Raw genomic sequence first — 16,430 nt, 5'->3', positions numbered from 1 at the left:
ATGCCCGACCTGCTGATCGAACTGTTTTCCGAGGAAATCCCCGCGCGCATGCAAACCCGCGCCGGTGAGGATCTGAAAAAGCGCATCACCGATGGTTTGGTTGAAGGTGGGTTGACCTACGCCGGGGCCGCTGTCCTGACCACGCCCCGCCGTCTGACGCTGACGGTTCAGGGCCTGCTGGCAGAAAGCCCCACGGTACGCGAAGAGCGCAAGGGCCCCAAGGTCGACGCGCCTGATAAAGCGATCGAGGGGTTCCTGCGTGGTGCCGGTATCACCCGCGACCAGCTTGAGGAGCGCGACACGCCCAAAGGCGCGGTCTATTTTGCTACCATCGAGAAAGCCGGTCGTCCTGCCGCCGAGATCATTGCCGAGGTGCTGGACAGCACAATCCGCAACTTCCCATGGCCTAAATCCATGCGGTGGGGCAGTGGCGCGATGAAATGGGTGCGCCCGCTGCATTCGATCCTGTGCATTCTGAGTGACGAGGCTGGCACCGAAGTTGTGCCACTGACCGTAGAAGGCATCACATCCGGCGATACCACCGAGGGGCACCGTTTCATGGCACCGGGTCGCTTTGCGGTGAATTCGTTCGAGGATTACGAGGCCAAGCTGAAACGCGCCTTTGTGGTGCTGAACCCGGCTGAGCGCGCCGAGCATATTTGGAACGACGCCACAAATCAGGCTTTTGCCGCCGGGCTCGAAGTGGTCGACGATAAGGGCCTTTTGGCCGAGGTCGCCGGTCTGGTTGAATGGCCCGTGGTGCTGATGGGCAAGATAGACGATGATTTTCTGGAGCTGCCGCCCGAGGTTCTGCAAACCTCGATGAAAGAGCATCAGAAGTTCTTTTCGGTGAAGAACCCCAAAACGGGCCGCATCGAGCGATTCATTACCGTCGCCAACCGCGAAACCGCCGACAACGGCGCGACCATTCTGGCGGGTAACCAAAAGGTGCTGTCGGCGCGTCTGGCTGATGCCAAATTCTTCTGGGAAAATGACCTGCGCACCGCCAAGCTGGACATGAACACCTGGGCCCGGTCACTGGAGAACGTGACCTTCCACAACAAGCTGGGCAGCCAGGGCGACCGCATCCGCCGCATCGCTGCTCTGGCGCGCGCCTTGGCAGCTGTAACCGGCGCCGATGTGGATCAGGCCGAAAAGGCCGCAAAACTGGCAAAAACCGATCTGAGCTCGGAAATGGTCTATGAATTCCCCGAACTGCAGGGGTTGATGGGCCGATACTATATCGAAGCTGCTGGCGAGGACACGGCCGTGGCTGCCGTGGCCGAAGAGCATTACTCGCCGCTGGGCCCGTCCGACGATGTGCCAACCGCGCCATTGTCCGCGACCGTGGCACTGGCAGACAAACTGGACACACTGACCGGGTTCTGGGCGATTGACGAAAAACCCACGGGCTCAAAAGACCCCTTTGCCCTGCGTCGTGCGGCCTTGGGTGTCATCCGTTTGGTGCTTGCCAACGATCTGCGGATGCCGCTGAACAAGTCGATTGGCAGCCAGCTGCTCAAGCACAAGATCCATCAAAATGGACACGCTGAAAGCAAAGAGGTTGAAGCGCTGGCTGATTTGCTGGACGAAATCGCAGATCATGGCGTTTTTGGCGCGGCTTTACGCGCCGTGCGTGAGAAGTACACAGATGGTGAAAATGCCCTGCTGCATGCCGTTGGCGAGGCTCTGCCAGACTTGTCCGACGACTTGCTTTCGTTCATCCACGACCGCCTCAAGGTCTTTTTGCGCGACGAGGGTATTCGTCACGACGTGATTGATGCCTGCATCGCGATGGAGGGTAATGATGACCTCAACCTGTTGGTCAAACGCGCCCGTGCGCTAAATGCCGTCATTGCGACCGAGGATGGCGAAAATCTGGTGCAGGGCTTTAAGCGTGCCAATAACATCCTGACTCAGGCCGAGGAGAAGGATGGCGTCGAATACTCTTACGGTGCTGACCTGAAATTTGCCGAGACGGACAGTGAGAAGGCGCTGTTCGATGCCTTGGCAAAGGCAGAGAAGCTGATCGCCCCGGCGCTGGAGGCCGAAGATTTCCCGACCGCAATGTCCGCCATGGCGGCCTTGCGTGGGCCGATTGATGCGTTTTTCGAAGAGGCACAGGTCAACACCGACAACGAGGTGGTGCGCCGCAACCGTCTGAACCTGCTCAGCCAGATCCGCACTATCTGTTCCAGCGTGGCCGACCTGACCAAGGTTGAAGGCTGACGCGTACGCAAGGACCTCGCCGCCGGTTTTGGCGGGTGAGGCCCTTGCGCCACGCCAAAAGCCTCTTATGCTGCGATGAAACCAAAAGGTGCCGCAGTGCAGAATAATCCACATACCACGCTGATCTCAGTCGACGCTCCGGTGGCGGCAAAAACCCATGGTGGGCGGGCGAAATGCTTGCAACGCCTGGTCCGGCTGGACTTGCCGGTGCCGCGTACAGTGGCGCTTTCGTTCAGCGCGGTGCATGGTATTGCCGAAGGGGAAATGCCCGACATCCCGGCCATTCTAGAGCAGTTCGAACCAACCGACTTGCTGTGTGTCAGGCCCAGTTCGGAAGATCCCGATTGGGGTGGACCGGGTGCGATCCTGAACATCGGAATGAACGATGCCCGTTATGTCGATCTGAGCGACAGCATGGGAGCCGAGGCCGCGGCGGCGCTTTATCTGCGATTTGTCCAGAACTATGCTGTGCACGTTGCGAGGTTAGACCCCGATGTATTCGAGGATGTGGTTGATGACGGGCCGCAGGGGCTGAGCGAGGTTCTGCATGCCTATGAGGCCGAAACCGATGAGCACTTTCCGCAAGACCCGGCCGAGCAACTGGACGCGGTGCTGAAATCAATGGCCCGTGCCTGGGAGGGCACAACTGCGCGTTTGCTGCGTCAGGCCAAGGGAGCGCTGACCGATGCCGGTCTTGGGTTGGTGGTGCAGCAAATGATCCCGGGTGTGGGGCAGGGCGAGTGTGGATCAGGTGTATTGCAATTGGTCAATACGGTCACCGGACAGCCGCAGATCACGGGCCGCTATCTAAGTCAGAGCCAAGGTCGAGATGCGCTCGGGGCCGGATCGGGTGCGCTTTATCTGGAAAAGGACCCGCGTGGTCCCTCGCTGGAAGATTTAGCGCCCGAGGCATTTGAGGAGCTCAAAACCCACGCCGCATTGATGCGAGCCAAGCTGCGCGAGGAAATGCAGGTCGAGTTCGTGATCGAAAGTGGCCATGCGCATATTCTGGACGGCGTACGTGTACCGCGCAGCGCTCGGGCTTCTGTTCGGATTGCCGTGCGGCTAGCCGAGGATGGCATCATTCCGCGGGAGGAGGCCGTCATGCGGGTAGACCCGCATTCTTTGAACGAGCTGTTGCACCGTCAGGTCGATCCCGAAGCAGAGCGCGATGTTTTGACCACCGGCATCGCAGCCAGCCCCGGTGCCGCCACAGGTAAGATCGTCTTTACTGCCACCGAAGCGCAGGCAAGCGCGGCGCGATCGGAACCTTGCATTCTGGTACGGCGAGAAACCTCGCCCGAGGATGTTCGAGGAATGCATGCCGCCGTGGCAGTGCTTACCGAAAAAGGTGGCATGACCAGCCACGCGGCCGTGATTGGGCGCGGGATGGGGTTGCCGTGTATCGTCGGGGCGTCAGATATGGCATTCCAGACCAAGAAAAAGCTGCTGACAGCTCCGGACGGGCGGGTATTTAAGACGGGCGACACTCTGACAATTGACGGCAGTTCCGGGCAAGTTCTGGCAGGTCAACCCGCGATGCTCGAAGCCGCATTGGACGATTGTTTCCAAACCTTGATGCGGTGGGCAGATGAATCACGCGACATCGGTATCCGGGCCAATGCGGACACACCTGCGGATGCTCAGACTGCGCGGAACTTTGACGCACAGGGTATTGGTCTGTGCCGAACCGAGCACATGTTCTTTGACCCCGGCCGTTTGACGGTGATGCGCGAGATGATCTTTGCGGACGAGCCATCAGGGCGTGCAGCGGCGCTTGAGCGATTGTTGCCGATGCAGAGGGATGATTTCACGCAGTTGTTCCGTATCATGCATGGCCAACCGGTTTGCATCCGGCTGTTCGACCCGCCTTTGCACGAGTTTCTGCCCACCAGTCGCACCGGACAACGTGAACTGGCCGAGGCATTGGATATTCCTGTCAGCGATGTTACCCGTCGCGTCGAGGCGATGAGTGAATACAACCCGATGCTGGGCCTGAGGGGCGTGCGGCTAGGCGTCACGGTTCCCGAAATCTATGACATGCAGGCCCGAGCTATCTTTGAGGCGACGGTTGCGGCCAGCCGCGAAGGGGCGCCAGTTGTTCCCGAAATCATGATCCCGCTGGTCAGCGCCAAGCGAGAGGTTGAATTGGTCAAGGTGCGGATCGACGCGGTCGCTGCTGCGGTTGCAGCAGAGCAAGGCCAAGAGTTCGACTATCGTCTGGGTGTTATGGTTGAAACGCCACGCGCCTGTCTGCGTGCTGACGAAATCGCCCCCAACACAGCATTCCTGAGCTTTGGGACCAACGACCTGACGCAGATGACCTACGGCCTGTCACGCGACGACGCTGGCAGATTCATGTCAGCTTATGTGCGCCAAGGCGTATTCAACGAGGATCCGTTCCATGTGCTGGATACGGATGGTGTGGGCGAGTTGCTTAAGCTTGGGGCAGAGCGGGCCAGGAAAGCTCAATCCGATCTGACGCTATCTATTTGCGGTGAACATGGCGGTAACCCCGAATCAATAGCGTTTTGCAGGGCCGCTGGGTTCGATTACGTGTCGTGTTCTCCCTTCCGTGTGCCTGTTGCGCGGCTGGCGGCTGCTCAATTGGCGATCGCTCATAAGCTAGGCGAAGAGTAAAAATAGACTACTATATCTTGTAGAAAACTGAAATTTCGCGACTTCTTCGTCGGCGAAATATTTCAGGTTTTTGGTTGCATTTTGAGAGAAACTGGACCTTTGGCGGACTCTGCGCTAAATGCCTCCCTGCGCTCACCGGGGGAGGGTCTGGCGCGAGAGTGCCTTTTGGGGTTTTGAAATGAAACGTTTTTTTGTTGCGGCTGCTATGCTCGTGGCGGCTATTGGATCGAATACGGTCTACGCTGACACCGGTCTGAATACACAAGTCGAACGCGAACAGGCCTCCCTGAACGCGCAATCTGGTTCGCGGTTCCGCCAATACCTCAAGGCGTTTCGGCCCAAACCGAAGCCAGCAAAGGTTACCTACAGCCGTGCGTGGGTTGATCAGCAACCGGCCCCAGAAGGTGACGAGAATTTTCGTTGCTTGTCCGAAGCATTGTATTTTGAGGCACGTGGCGAAACCGTCAAGGGCCAGTTTGCTGTCGCCGAGGTCATCATGAACCGGGTCAAAAGTAGCCGGTTCCCCAACACGCTGTGCGGGGTGATCCGCCAGGGCACCGGCCGAAAATACCAGTGTCAGTTCACCTATACCTGTGATGGCCGGAAAGAGGTCATCTCGGAAAAGCAAGCATTCGAGCGCGTGTCCAAGGTTGCACGGGCTACGATTGATGGCGTCGCCGAGAGCCTGACAAATGGGGCGACGCACTATCATACGACTGCAGTGCGCCCAAGCTGGTCTCGGGTGTACAAGAAAACCGCCAAAATCGGTGTGCACATTTTTTATCGCCACAACTATCGCACAGCATCCAGCAACTGACGCCAAGCGCTCGATTCGAGGAATTGACCAGGGTTGAGCGACGCATTGGTCGGCATGGGATGGCTTTTCAGATGCGGATATCGTGCTTTGCGCCGCATTCGGCCACTGGTATGGCGTTTGCGGTTTTGTTATGGGCGGCCACGCGGCCTATGCTGATACCTCTTTGTCCCTGCCCGTGGAAGGCACCCCGATGAGCCATGAAATCCGTCTTGCATTTGCGCACCCTTCTGAACGTGCCGAAGCCACTGCTCCTCACGGTCCATTGGACCGCATATCTTTGCGCGACCATATCGTCGAAGTTGAGATCGGCGCCTTTCAGGCCGAGCGAGGTACGACGCAGCGGATCTGTTTCAATGTCGTGGTCGAAGTCCAACCTTTGACCGGGCCAATCGATGATGACGTTGACAGGATCCTATCGTACGACCGGGTGACAGAAGCAATTGCGCATGAGCTGTCAGAAGAACGCCTGAACTTGCTTGAAACTCTGGCAGAGCGGGTGGCAGAGCGAATTTTGCTTGAACCACAGGCCGTGCGGGCCTTTGTCCGGATCGAAAAACTGGATCGTGGACCGGGCGCATTGGGTGTCGAGATTGTCCGCGGAAAGGATGGCGTCCATCACGATGTTCTGGAAGAAGAGCGTCCCCATCCGCGACTTGTGTACCTGTCGAACAGCGCGATTGCATCGAACAATCTTTCGGGCTGGATCGACCAGCTTGAGAATCGAGAACGCCCGCTGATCATATGCGTTGGGGCCCCAGAGCAGCAGGCGCCGCAGACCGGGCACGCGATGACTCAGCGTCGGATTGACCTTTTAGCGATCGAACAGAATGCCTGGAGCCTGGCTGCGCGGGATGCGCGTTGTGTGGTGGTGTCCACCCGAACCGAGTTGGATTGGGGCATGAAAAACGGGCAAATCTGTGTCTGGGCACCGTCCAAGGTCGTCTTGGACGCAGTGGATGGACCTTCGGCTGCGCCATCGGATTCCGTTGCTTTGGCAGCATGGTTTGCTGCAACTTTCGAAGCCGGTGAAATGTTGGCAATCGGTGCGGATCTGCCCGGCTCGGCCGATGTTCCGCTGCGCGCAGTATCGGTGGAGCAAAAGGAACTGTGACACCGCGTTACCGACCTTTGCTGCAATCAGGTGATGTACGTCCAGACAACGTGTTGAGCCTGGCGGGTACGGATCTTTGGTTCTCCCATGTCGAGGTTCTGGAACGGGGACGGGGGCCGGTTGTTGTCGAAGCTAGGGACCTTCCGACTTCAGTTGCGACGACGTTGACTGCGGCGCGGTCCACACTCGCAGGTCTGGATATGAATGTTGTGAATGTCATGGGCATTCTCAACGTAACCCCAGACAGCTTTTCCGACGGCGGCTTACATGCCGGGACTGACGCGGCATTGCAGGGCGCGCGATCCATGGTTGGTACCGGCGCCACGATATTGGATGTCGGTGGCGAGTCGACCCGACCCGGAGCCGATCTCATATCTTCGGACGAAGAAATCGCGCGCACTACTCCTGTGATCGAGGCTATTCGATCAGAGTCTAACATCACGATTTCAATTGATACGCGCAAGACACAGGTGGCACAGGCGGCTCTGACTGCTGGTGCGTCCATCGTCAATGACGTTTCGGGGTTCACCTTTGACTCTGGGCTTGCGCCACTCTGCGCTGCGCAATCCGTACCGGTTTGCATCATGCATGCTCAGGGGGATCCGGCAACAATGCAGGATGACCCGCAGTACGACGATGTCGTGTTGGACGTCTATGACTTTCTTGAAGGTCAGGTTAACTGGCTTGAAACACTGGGGGTTACGCGATCGCAGATCATTGTGGATCCTGGCATTGGCTTTGGTAAAACTCAGGCACATAATTTGGCGCTGCTAAAAAACCTGTCCGTGTTTCACGGGATCGGCTGTCCGATCCTGTTGGGGGCGTCGCGTAAGCGTTTCATTGGCACGATTGGCAAAGAACCGCGGGCAGAAGCGCGCGCGCCCGGGTCAATTGCGGTCGCGCTTGCAGCGGTGTCCCAAGGTGTGCAAATTCTACGGGTACATGATGTGGCTGAAACAGCGCAGGCGCTCCGCCTGTGGCACGCCATTCGATAACAGCCCGATCCGCAATTCGCGGCCAACCGAGGATAAGAGCGCAATGAGGAAGCTTTTTGGAACTGACGGCGTCAGGGGAACGGCCAATACGCATCCCATGACAGCAGAAATGGCCTTGCGGATTGGGGCGGCGGTCGGGCGTTATTTTCGACGTAGCTCTGGCGGAGTGCACCGTGTCGTTATCGGAAAAGACACTCGATTATCTGGGTATATGTTCGAAAACGCGCTGACTGCTGGTTTGACCTCTACTGGGATGAATGTGCTGCTTCTGGGACCTGTCCCAACCCCAGCTGTCGGGTTGGTTACGCGATCCATGCGCGCGGATTTGGGTGTCATGATCTCAGCCAGTCACAACCCGGCAGAGGACAACGGCATCAAATTCTTCGGTCCTGATGGGTACAAGCTGTCGGACGATGCAGAGCTGGAAATCGAAGAGTTGATTGATCAGGGCGTGCAGCCTGCCCAGGCAATCAACATTGGCAGAGCCAGGCGGGTAGACGATGCGCGTTTCCGTTATGGAGAACGGGTCAAATCATCCCTGCCGCGAGATCTGCGCTTGGACGGGCTCAAGGTTGTTATTGATTGCGCGAATGGCGCGGCTCACCGCGCTGCACCTGAGATTCTATGGGAATTGGGCGCTGATGTGATCCCTGTGGGCGTATCGCCGGACGGGACCAATATCAACCGTGGCTGCGGGTCAACGCAGCCGATGCTGGCGTCAGAAACGGTGGTGGCACATGGTGCACATGTAGGCATTTGTCTGGACGGGGATGCCGACCGCGTCGCCGTTGTCGATGAAGCCGGTTCCGTTGCTGATGGTGACCAGTTGATGGGGCTCCTGGCAAATGCCTGGGCAAAGGAAGAACGACTCAATCACAACACGCTGGTAGCGACTGTGATGTCCAACCTTGGCCTGGAACGGTATCTCTCGGGGCTGGGTCTTACATTGGAGCGCACCTCGGTTGGCGATCGGTATGTGGTCGAACGCATGCGTGAAAAAGGATTCAACCTGGGTGGAGAACAGTCTGGTCACATCGTCATGTCCGATTACGCCACAACAGGCGACGGGCTGATGGCTGGTTTGCATTTTCTTGCCGAGATGATCCGCACCGGCGAACCTGCGTCGACCTTGGCCCGGCAGTTTGAACCGATCCCGCAATTGCTGCAAAATGTGCGGTACGAAGACGGGCAGGCGCCATTGCAGAGCGAAACGGTCAAACGGGCTATACTTGCGGCCGAAGAAGCTTTGTCCGGGAACGGTCGGTTGCTGATCCGCAAGTCGGGGACCGAGCCTCTAATCCGGGTGATGGCCGAAAGCGAAGACCCACAAGTTCTGGAACGTGCAGTTGACACGGTCGTAGGTGCGGTAGCCGAGGCAGTGTCCACGGCGGACACTGCGGTTTGAATTCAATAGCTGTTTTCCAATAACCGATGTCTGACCTCTGCAGAGATCAGCCAGAGTGGCGGGTGTGCATCTGCGGGCTTACGGGCTTTGTGTAAACAACCGTTTGAGAGCGCCATATTGGCTGAAACCAACTCCTGCCAGTATCAGCAGCAAGGCCCACAACAGCGAAGACGGCAAGGGCTCACTGAGGACCAGCCACCCCATCAGGACGGACCAGATGGGGACTTGATAGTTGGTTAAGCTCATGAAGGTTGGACCGGCGCTCAGGACAACCATGATACGAAGCAAAAAAGCGCCTGCCGTAGGGATCAGCCCCAGAACGGCCAAAGCTGCAAACGTAGGCGCGTCTACTGCTGGAGGTGAGCCTTCAACCGCGAAGGCAATAGCCAGAACCGGTACGAGGCCGATTAGAAGCGTGACGGCCGTCAAGCCGACAGGGTCTGCAGGTGGAAGCCTGCGCAACATGACGCTGCTGACCGCATAGCATCCTGCCGCAGCCAAGCAGGCAAGCCGTCCCCATATTTCATTTTCGCTACCACTGCTTTCAAAGGCTTGCCCCCCGATCAGAACAACCACTCCGGCAAAGCCGATCCCGAATCCTAGCAGTTTACGCCAACTCAACTGCTCACCGGGCACCATGAAATGGGCCAGGGGCAGGACCATGAGCGCAACGGAGGCCATCGAGACCCCTGTGAAACCACTGGTGACAAATTGTTGCCCCCAGCTAATGAGCAAGAAGGGAACCGCCGTAGACAGGGCGCCTATGATGGCCAGTAACACCCATACTCGTGCCACTACTGGTCCTCTGAACAAGCGTAAACCTCGCCAAAACCAGAACACTCCGACAAGGACTGATGCAAAAACGATGCGGGCTGAGGCAAGCCAAAACGGGGTGATGCCGCGCAGAGCGATTTCGATCACCAGAAAGGTCGAGCCCCAGATGAGGCCCAAGGCCAAAACCATGAGCCAGTCGCGGCGAGAAATTTCTGGAGAATTGGTCATCCCGCGACCTGACCCCGAACCGTCGGTAGGGTCAAGCGCTAGAACTACGAGGGTATCAGAAAGAGCAGGGCGCGCTCCCGCCCGTCGGAGGCGCCCCTTACGGGACGCCGCCTCCCGTTGGGCCGGGCCTCACTGCGTTCGGCGGCTTGCACCCAGTTGTGCCCTTAGCAGAAAGGCACCCAACGGTCGAATGTATGCCAGCTCTGGGTGCGCGGCAGCGGTCACAGGTGGGACTGCGCCGAGCCGAAGGCGAGGCGCCCGGCCCAAGTCCGTTGGTGGGGCTGACGCAGTCAGGATCGCCCGGACGCGGGAGCACATCCAGGGCTGTAGTTGTCCATTAGGTGCAGGCGTCGCGGACCATTTTTTGGAATTCGGCTAGCATGACCTCACCCCCAACCCCTCGGCCAAGGCAGAGACGGAATAGTCCGGCGAGCGCAGCGAGCGCTGCATCTTTTCGCAGACCCAAACATCTTCGGTCTGGAAATCGCCGGTCTCCAGCGGGTGTTTTGTCCAGTTTTTGGATTCAATCAACCCCGTTTCCGGATCATAGCCAGGCGTCCCTTTGAGCGGCTCCTTGTAGCTCCACCAGCTTTTGGGTGACCAAGTGCGCGAGCGCAGGATCGTGGTGTCTCCGTCGATGGGCTCCAGCGTCGAAAAAGTGAAAGACCACGGTGAGGGGACAATCATCGTCGTCGGGAAGGTCATGTAGACGCCGCCATATCCCGGATCGCCAGCGCCGTTGATCTTGGTCATGCCAGCCCCTCGGGTCTGCTGTTCGACAAACACCGGGATGCGGTTCTTGATCCCATCGCGTTCGGTCGAATACCAGACCATGTGCTCGCCGTGCTGGTCCCAGACATTTACACCAACTTTGGGGCCCCCCAGAGTGTTTTCGTGCAAATAGGCCAGGTGATACCCGTCGATGGCATTCTCAAAGAACACCTTCCAATTGCATTTGAGCTTATAGACGAACTCTTCGCTGGCTTGCAGCTTGGGGTCCGTGATGTCATGCGGGAAGGGGGCCGCATCCAGCGGCGCGATCCAATCCGCAAAGCTTGCATTCGGGTCGGGGTTTACAAAGATCATCCCCTTCCAGCGCCCGATCGAGGCATCGTGCAGGTTCAACGATTTTCGGTCCAGATCGGGGAAACACTCGGCTCGGTCCGGCACGCCGCGCAACCGCCCATCCAGCCCAAAGGTCCAGCGGTGATAGGGGCAGACCAGCGTCTTGCCGGCATTCCCACGCCCTTCAAGCAACTCTGTCCCCCGGTGGCGGCATATATTCTTGAAGGCGTTCAGATTTCCCTCGGCGTCCTGCACCACGGCAATCGGCTGAACGCCAATGCGAGCGGTGACATAATCGCCGGTGTCCTTGAAATCGCTTTCATAGGCCACGAGCTGCCAGGTTTTGGTGAACAGGGTTTCTTGTTCCCGCTGGAACCACTCGGGCGAATAATAAGCCTCTTTGGGCAAAATCTGCGCTGGCATGGGAGATCCTTTTCTTGCTGGCCAATAGTTAGCTGTCGCAAAGGACAATTTAAAGGGCTTGCCCAACTATTTTACATACCCCTGCCGAGCAAACCTATGAGCAAGTATATGTCAGCGCCCTTGATACATGTACGCGGCCCGGTTTCCCTTGTGATACTCCAATTGCTCTTGAGAGACATTTTGCGGCGGCTCACATCCCGCAGCAAGAAGGATCAGACCTGTGACACTCAGCGCGCGAAGGAAAGTCATGGGGCGATCGACCTTTTGTCATTGGGGCAAAGTTCTGTGTGCCAGCATGACATGCCCTGAACGCACTGCACAGAGGGCGCGATCAGTTCGGTAAAATGAAAAAGGGCGAAGCATTTCTGCTCCGCCCCCGAATTTGGCAAAGATCTGAGAGATCAGTTCTTTTCTTTGTCGACCATCTTGCCAGCCGAAATCCACGGCATCATGCCGCGCAGCTTGGCACCGGTTTCTTCGATCATGTGCTCGTCGTTGTGGCGACGGGCTGCTTTGATGGTGGGCTGACCAACAGCATTTTCCAGCATGAAGTCGCGAACGAATTTACCCTGCTGGATGTCGTCCAGAACCTCCTTCATACGCGCTTTGGTCTCGTCGTATTTCAGGATACGCGGACCGGTGACGTACTGGCCGTATTCAGCTGTGTTCGAGATCGAGTAATCCATGTTGGCAATGCCGCCTTCATAGATCAGGTCAACGATCAGCTTTACTTCGTGCAGACATTCGAAATAGGCCATTTCCGGTGCGTAACCGGCTTCGACCAGAGTTTCGAAGCCGCAGCGGATCAGTTCGACCAGACCGCCGCACAGAACCGCTTGCTCGCCGAACAGGTCGGTTTCGCATTCTTCGCGGAAGTTGGTCTCGATGATGCCCGAGCGGCCGCCACCGATGGCCGAGCAGTAGGACAGGCCGATTTCCAGCGCCTTGCCGGAAGCGTCGCGATCAACCGCCACCAGGCAGGGCACGCCGCCGCCTTTGGTGTATTCGCCGCGTACAGTGTGGCCGGGGCCTTTGGGGGCCATCATGATGACGTCGACGCCTTCTTTGGGCTCGATCAGGCCAAAGTGCACGTTCAGGCCGTGGGCAAACGCGATGGCGGCACCCGGCTTGATGTTGTCGTGGACGTATTTTTTGTAGGTTTCCGCCTGCAGTTCGTCGGGCATGGTGAACATGATCACGTCACACCAGGCTGCGGCTTCGGCGATACCCATGACTTGCAGGCCTTCACCTTCGGCTTTCTTGGCCGAGGGCGAGCCTTCGCGCAGGGCGACGACCAGGTTCTTGGCACCCGAGTCGCGCAGGTTCAGCGCGTGGGCGTGACCTTGCGAGCCATAGCCAAGGATGGCCACTTTTTTGTCTTTGATCAGGTTAATGTCGCAATCGCGATCATAGTAAACGCGCATGTCAGCGGTCCTTTGCAGAATTGAACTGGGGCTGTTCTATCTGGGCGTTTGGGGATTGGCGAGGGGTTTGGGGTTGAGTATTTATGAAAATCGAGAAGGATAATTCTCTAAATGAAGAAAAAGTGAAAAAATCATGCTCGATGACATCGACCGCCGTATCCTGCGCCACTATCAGGCCGACCCAAGCCTGAGCATGGGCGATCTAGCCGAGCTCTGCCGGGTGACCTCGGGCGTGTGTTGGCGACGGATCGAAAAGATGCAGGCTGCGGGGGTGATTCAGGGGCAAGAGGCGGTGATCGACTGGGGCGCACTTGGCTATGCGGTTGAGGTGTCGCTGCGCGTGACGTTGGACAAGACGCAGGCGCGAGCATTTGATGAGTTCACGGTTGCCGCGCGTGAAGTGGCCGAAGTGATCGAGATCCAGACTTTTTTGGGTCGAGTGGATGTGCGCTTGTCGGTGATCGCGCGGGACATGGCCCATTATCAGCAGCTTTACCGCGACCGAATTCTGACCCTGCCGCATATCGCGGATATCGAGGCGCTGATGCATATCGCGCGGGTCAAAAGCAGCGAAGGGCTGCCGCTATGATCGAGCTGGACGAGATCGACCGTGCCCTGTTGCGGGCCTTGGTGCAGGATGCCAGCCAAAGTGCGGGTGCTCTTGGGCGGCGATTGGGCCTGTCGCAGCCCGCCACTTGGCGACGGATCAGACGGCTGGAGCAGTCGGGTGCCATCAAAGGCAGGCGGCTCAGGCTCAACGCCGAAGCGCTTGGCTTTGGCGTGACTGTGTTTTTGGGCGTAAAACTGGCTCGCAAGGGGCAGGTGAGCCTTGAGGATTTTGAGCGCGCGGTCAGCGCCATCCCCGAAGTCCAGACGGTCGAGCATGTGTTGGGACTCTATGACTATCGCCTGCGGGTCGTTGCGCGGGACCTTCCAGATTTCGAACGAGTGTTACGCAGGCGGATCATGACTTTGCCGGGGGCTGGGGATGTCGAGGCGAACGTGCTTTTGAGTGAAGAGAGGTTGCCAGGTCCGATAGGGTAGATGCGTTGCCGACCTGTGCAGTCTGTCGGTCTACTCTTGGTGAGGTCCGCCCCGGGTATCGTCGACGGGCGGGAGCGGCCGCGATTGGGACCCTAGTATTGGGTGCGGAACCGATAACCCGGGTGATGCGTCATGCGGACATAGGTGACGGGTTCACCCTGCAACCATGTTGTGCGTTCCAATTGAATCACCGGGGTGCCAATCGCTGTGGCCAGGAAATCGGACAGCTTGGAATCTGTGGCCACTGCCGAGAACGTGATTTCAGCGTCGGTAAAGGGCACCGCATTGAGCAACCATTCATTCGGCCCAACTGTGGTGAGGTCGGCATATTCGATATCCGGAACCGTTGAGATGTTGATCCAGCGCTCTTCGAACTGGAATGGGCGATTGTCCGCATAATGCATGCACAGCAAGTGAAGCACACGAGTACCTGCCGCAAGCCCGAGTTGCGATGACAGCCATGCTGGCGCGTCAGACACCGAACGTTCAACGAGTGCATAGCGATACACAGCGTTCTGTTCTTCTACCGTCTGCCGCACGACCGCGATTTCAATTTTTGCGTGTTTGACAGGGGCTGTTTTTACACGGGTTCCACTCTTGCGGCGTCGTTCGACAAATCCCTGATCAGCCAATTCCCGCAGTGCGCGATTGACAGTGGCCCGGGCGCAGCCAAATTCTTCGGCCAGTTCAGTTTCTGTTGGTAGTAGCGACCCTTGCGGCCAAATACGGGCTTCGATGCGGCGTTTGACCTCGTCCCTGACGGCTTGAAATGTGTTTCGTTTCGGCGTCTGCACGTCTGGCTAAGCCCCTTTGCGGCGGTCAATGCGAGTATCTGCCCCGATTCAACTAAAAGAGTAAAGAGAGGCTGACTCGAATTAGCATCAAATTGATGCCAGTAGCGATCGAATGGCAGACACGTAAGATGAAACAATCTGTTCGCGCGCAAAATGGCGGCCTGCTTTTACCGCGTGCCGCCCTGCTGACCAGACATCTGAAACCACATTGTCGTGGGCGGCGAACACGAGGCCATCCAAAATTTGGTCGTCTTTGAGTGTGCAAAGTGAAATGTCGTCACTGTTTATGGCAGTCAGGTCAGCCAGGTGGCCGATAGAGATTTGCCCGCTGTGCCGTCCAAGCGCCTGTGCTCCACCTTTGGCTGCAGACAGGTACATAGCCGCTCCGACAGAGCCTTCGTCTGCAATCATGACATTGCGCTGCAAATCCCGCAGGCGTTGAGAATACTCCAGCGTGCGCAGTTCCTCAGTCAGCGAAATACGCACGTTCGAATCAGAACCGATTCCAAAACTTCCACCTGCCGACAGATAAGAGGGGCCATTGAAGGGCCCATCACCGAGGTTCGCCTCGGTGATCGGGCATAGCCCTGCGACGGCACCTGATTGGGCCATCCGGGTGGTTTCGTCTTCTGTCATGTGGGTTGCGTGGATCAAGCACCATGCTTCGTTGATGTCGGAATTGTCCAGCAGCCATTCTACCGGTCGCGCACCAAGCCAATTTCGAATGTCGGCCACTTCCTTTGGCTGTTCGGCGATGTGGATATGTACCGGGTTCTGTTCCTTGAGGTACAGCGCTTCGGTCAAATCCCGAGGGGATGTCGCTCTTAGTGAGTGAGGTGCAATGCCGACGCGTGCATCGGCTCGACAGAGTGCGGGCGGCATGCGCGCGCGCCAGTGTCACCAGTTCGGCAAATTCATCGACTGTGTTACCAAAGCGTGTTTGCCCTCCACTGAGCGGCTGTTCTTTGGCGCCGCCATAGGTGTAGAGGACGGGCAGATGGGTCAGGCCGATACCGGTTGCTTGGGTTGCAGAAAAGACCCGGTCGCTAAGCTCGGTCACTGTGTCAAACCGCACGCCGCCAGGCTGGTGGTGGACGTAGTGGAATTCTCCGACACAGGCGTAGCCTGCCTCGAGCATTTCCATAAAGACCAACGCCGCGATGGCCTCATACTGTTCAGGTGTGATGTGTTCCATGAAGCGGTACATCAAAGTACGCCAGGTCCAGAAGCTGTCTTTGCCAGCGGCCCGCACTTCGGTCATGCCTGCCATTGCGCGCTGGAAGGAATGGGAATGCAAATTTCCTGGCGACGGCAGGAGGGTATCCACCCGCGTGTCCTGCGCTAGCGGGGATTGTCCTGCCTCGATTAAAGCGATCCGACCGTCTTCGACAGTCACAATAACGTCCTGAAGCCAACCTTCCGGGGTGCGGGCGCGGTTCGCGAAAATTCTCTGCATCGCTTCCTCATATGTATAGACATAA

The 16,430-nt window shown here is 57.8% G+C and carries 13 protein-coding genes and 1 pseudogene; 8 read left to right on the top strand and 6 right to left on the bottom strand.

Translation table 11 applies throughout. The features are described 5' to 3' along the window. The 6 genes from glyS to glmM all read left to right on the top strand — a co-directional run bounded on the left by glyS (position 1) and on the right by glmM (position 9,197). Positions 1–2,229: a glycine--tRNA ligase subunit beta gene (gene glyS, locus ACZ1HE_RS15790; RefSeq protein ID WP_472622290.1), complete on the top strand. Its 2,229-nt coding sequence runs from the start codon at positions 1–3 to the stop codon at positions 2,227–2,229. Between the two features lie 75 nt (positions 2,230–2,304). Next, a complete protein-coding gene (locus ACZ1HE_RS15785) occupies positions 2,305–4,869 on the top strand; it encodes a putative PEP-binding protein (protein WP_472622288.1) in 2,565 nt (854 codons plus the stop codon). A gap of 178 nt (positions 4,870–5,047) precedes the next feature. Next, positions 5,048–5,686, top strand: a complete 639-nt coding sequence (locus ACZ1HE_RS15780; protein WP_472622286.1) for a cell wall hydrolase — start codon at positions 5,048–5,050, stop codon at positions 5,684–5,686. A 190-nt stretch (positions 5,687–5,876) separates the two neighbouring features. Continuing rightward, positions 5,877–6,797 (top strand): dihydroneopterin aldolase, encoded by a 921-nt coding sequence (locus tag ACZ1HE_RS15775; RefSeq protein ID WP_472624499.1) that lies wholly within the window; start codon positions 5,877–5,879, stop codon positions 6,795–6,797. Next, positions 6,794–7,792 carry a dihydropteroate synthase gene (gene folP / locus ACZ1HE_RS15770; RefSeq protein ID WP_472622284.1) on the top strand — a complete coding sequence of 333 codons (999 nt, stop codon included), beginning with the start codon at positions 6,794–6,796 and terminating at the stop codon, positions 7,790–7,792. Before ACZ1HE_RS15775 ends, folP begins: the two co-directional genes overlap by 4 nt. 43 nt (positions 7,793–7,835) lie before the next feature. Then, the gene (glmM, locus tag ACZ1HE_RS15765) at positions 7,836–9,197 is read left to right on the top strand and encodes a phosphoglucosamine mutase (protein ID WP_472622282.1); all 1,362 of its coding nucleotides are present in this window, start codon (positions 7,836–7,838) and stop codon (positions 9,195–9,197) included. Between the two features lie 78 nt (positions 9,198–9,275). On the opposite strand, the gene ACZ1HE_RS15760 is transcribed toward glmM, so the two are convergent. The 4 genes from ACZ1HE_RS15760 to ilvC form a co-directional block, all read right to left on the bottom strand. Then, the gene (locus ACZ1HE_RS15760; RefSeq protein ID WP_472622280.1) at positions 9,276–10,199 is read right to left on the bottom strand and encodes a DMT family transporter; all 924 of its coding nucleotides are present in this window, start codon (positions 10,197–10,199) and stop codon (positions 9,276–9,278) included. A gap of 375 nt (positions 10,200–10,574) precedes the next feature. Then, positions 10,575–11,687 carry an aromatic ring-hydroxylating oxygenase subunit alpha gene (locus ACZ1HE_RS15755; protein ID WP_472622278.1) on the bottom strand — a complete coding sequence of 371 codons (1,113 nt, stop codon included), beginning with the start codon at positions 11,685–11,687 and terminating at the stop codon, positions 10,575–10,577. A gap of 111 nt (positions 11,688–11,798) precedes the next feature. Beyond that, positions 11,799–11,936 carry a hypothetical protein gene (locus ACZ1HE_RS15750; protein ID WP_472622276.1) on the bottom strand — a complete coding sequence of 46 codons (138 nt, stop codon included), beginning with the start codon at positions 11,934–11,936 and terminating at the stop codon, positions 11,799–11,801. A gap of 152 nt (positions 11,937–12,088) precedes the next feature. Continuing rightward, positions 12,089–13,111, bottom strand: a complete 1,023-nt coding sequence (gene ilvC / locus ACZ1HE_RS15745) for a ketol-acid reductoisomerase (RefSeq protein WP_472622274.1) — start codon at positions 13,109–13,111, stop codon at positions 12,089–12,091. Positions 13,112–13,244: 133 nt separating this feature from the next. Here ilvC and ACZ1HE_RS15740 point away from each other — a divergent pair, with 133 nt between their 5' ends. Continuing rightward, a complete protein-coding gene (locus ACZ1HE_RS15740) occupies positions 13,245–13,700 on the top strand; it encodes an Lrp/AsnC family transcriptional regulator (protein WP_472622272.1) in 456 nt (151 codons plus the stop codon). Continuing rightward, positions 13,697–14,155 (top strand): Lrp/AsnC family transcriptional regulator, encoded by a 459-nt coding sequence (locus tag ACZ1HE_RS15735; RefSeq protein ID WP_472622270.1) that lies wholly within the window; start codon positions 13,697–13,699, stop codon positions 14,153–14,155. Before ACZ1HE_RS15740 ends, ACZ1HE_RS15735 begins: the two co-directional genes overlap by 4 nt. Before the next feature lie 92 nt (positions 14,156–14,247). Here ACZ1HE_RS15735 and ACZ1HE_RS15730 read toward each other — a convergent pair whose 3' ends face one another. Beyond that, the gene (locus tag ACZ1HE_RS15730) at positions 14,248–14,949 is read right to left on the bottom strand and encodes a GntR family transcriptional regulator (protein WP_472622268.1); all 702 of its coding nucleotides are present in this window, start codon (positions 14,947–14,949) and stop codon (positions 14,248–14,250) included. An 87-nt stretch (positions 14,950–15,036) separates the two neighbouring features. Continuing rightward, a pseudogene (locus ACZ1HE_RS15725) lies at positions 15,037–16,405 on the bottom strand (formimidoylglutamate deiminase). Positions 16,406–16,430: the final 25 nt, after the last annotated feature.

This window comes from Falsiruegeria sp. JB4-1 (assembly GCF_055693495.1).
The sequence above is the reverse complement of the archived record's forward strand: the minus strand, read 5'-3'. Positions and strand labels throughout refer to the sequence as shown.

What these genes read in the sequence shown, in the direction of transcription:
- glyS (WP_472622290.1), top strand. Translation starts at nt 1, where the DNA reads ATGCCCGACCTGCTGATCGAACTGTTTTCCGAGGAAATCCCCGCGCGC.
- ACZ1HE_RS15785 (WP_472622288.1), top strand. Translation starts at nt 2,305, where the DNA reads ATGAAACCAAAAGGTGCCGCAGTGCAGAATAATCCACATACCACGCTG.
- ACZ1HE_RS15780 (WP_472622286.1), top strand. Translation starts at nt 5,048, where the DNA reads ATGAAACGTTTTTTTGTTGCGGCTGCTATGCTCGTGGCGGCTATTGGA.
- ACZ1HE_RS15775 (WP_472624499.1), top strand. Translation starts at nt 5,877, where the DNA reads ATGAGCCATGAAATCCGTCTTGCATTTGCGCACCCTTCTGAACGTGCC.
- glmM (WP_472622282.1), top strand. Translation starts at nt 7,836, where the DNA reads ATGAGGAAGCTTTTTGGAACTGACGGCGTCAGGGGAACGGCCAATACG.
- ACZ1HE_RS15760 (WP_472622280.1), bottom strand. Translation starts at nt 10,199, where the DNA reads ATGACCAATTCTCCAGAAATTTCTCGCCGCGACTGGCTCATGGTTTTG.
- ACZ1HE_RS15755 (WP_472622278.1), bottom strand. Translation starts at nt 11,687, where the DNA reads ATGCCAGCGCAGATTTTGCCCAAAGAGGCTTATTATTCGCCCGAGTGG.
- ACZ1HE_RS15750 (WP_472622276.1), bottom strand. Translation starts at nt 11,936, where the DNA reads ATGACTTTCCTTCGCGCGCTGAGTGTCACAGGTCTGATCCTTCTTGCT.
- ilvC (WP_472622274.1), bottom strand. Translation starts at nt 13,111, where the DNA reads ATGCGCGTTTACTATGATCGCGATTGCGACATTAACCTGATCAAAGAC.
- ACZ1HE_RS15740 (WP_472622272.1), top strand. Translation starts at nt 13,245, where the DNA reads ATGCTCGATGACATCGACCGCCGTATCCTGCGCCACTATCAGGCCGAC.
- ACZ1HE_RS15735 (WP_472622270.1), top strand. Translation starts at nt 13,697, where the DNA reads ATGATCGAGCTGGACGAGATCGACCGTGCCCTGTTGCGGGCCTTGGTG.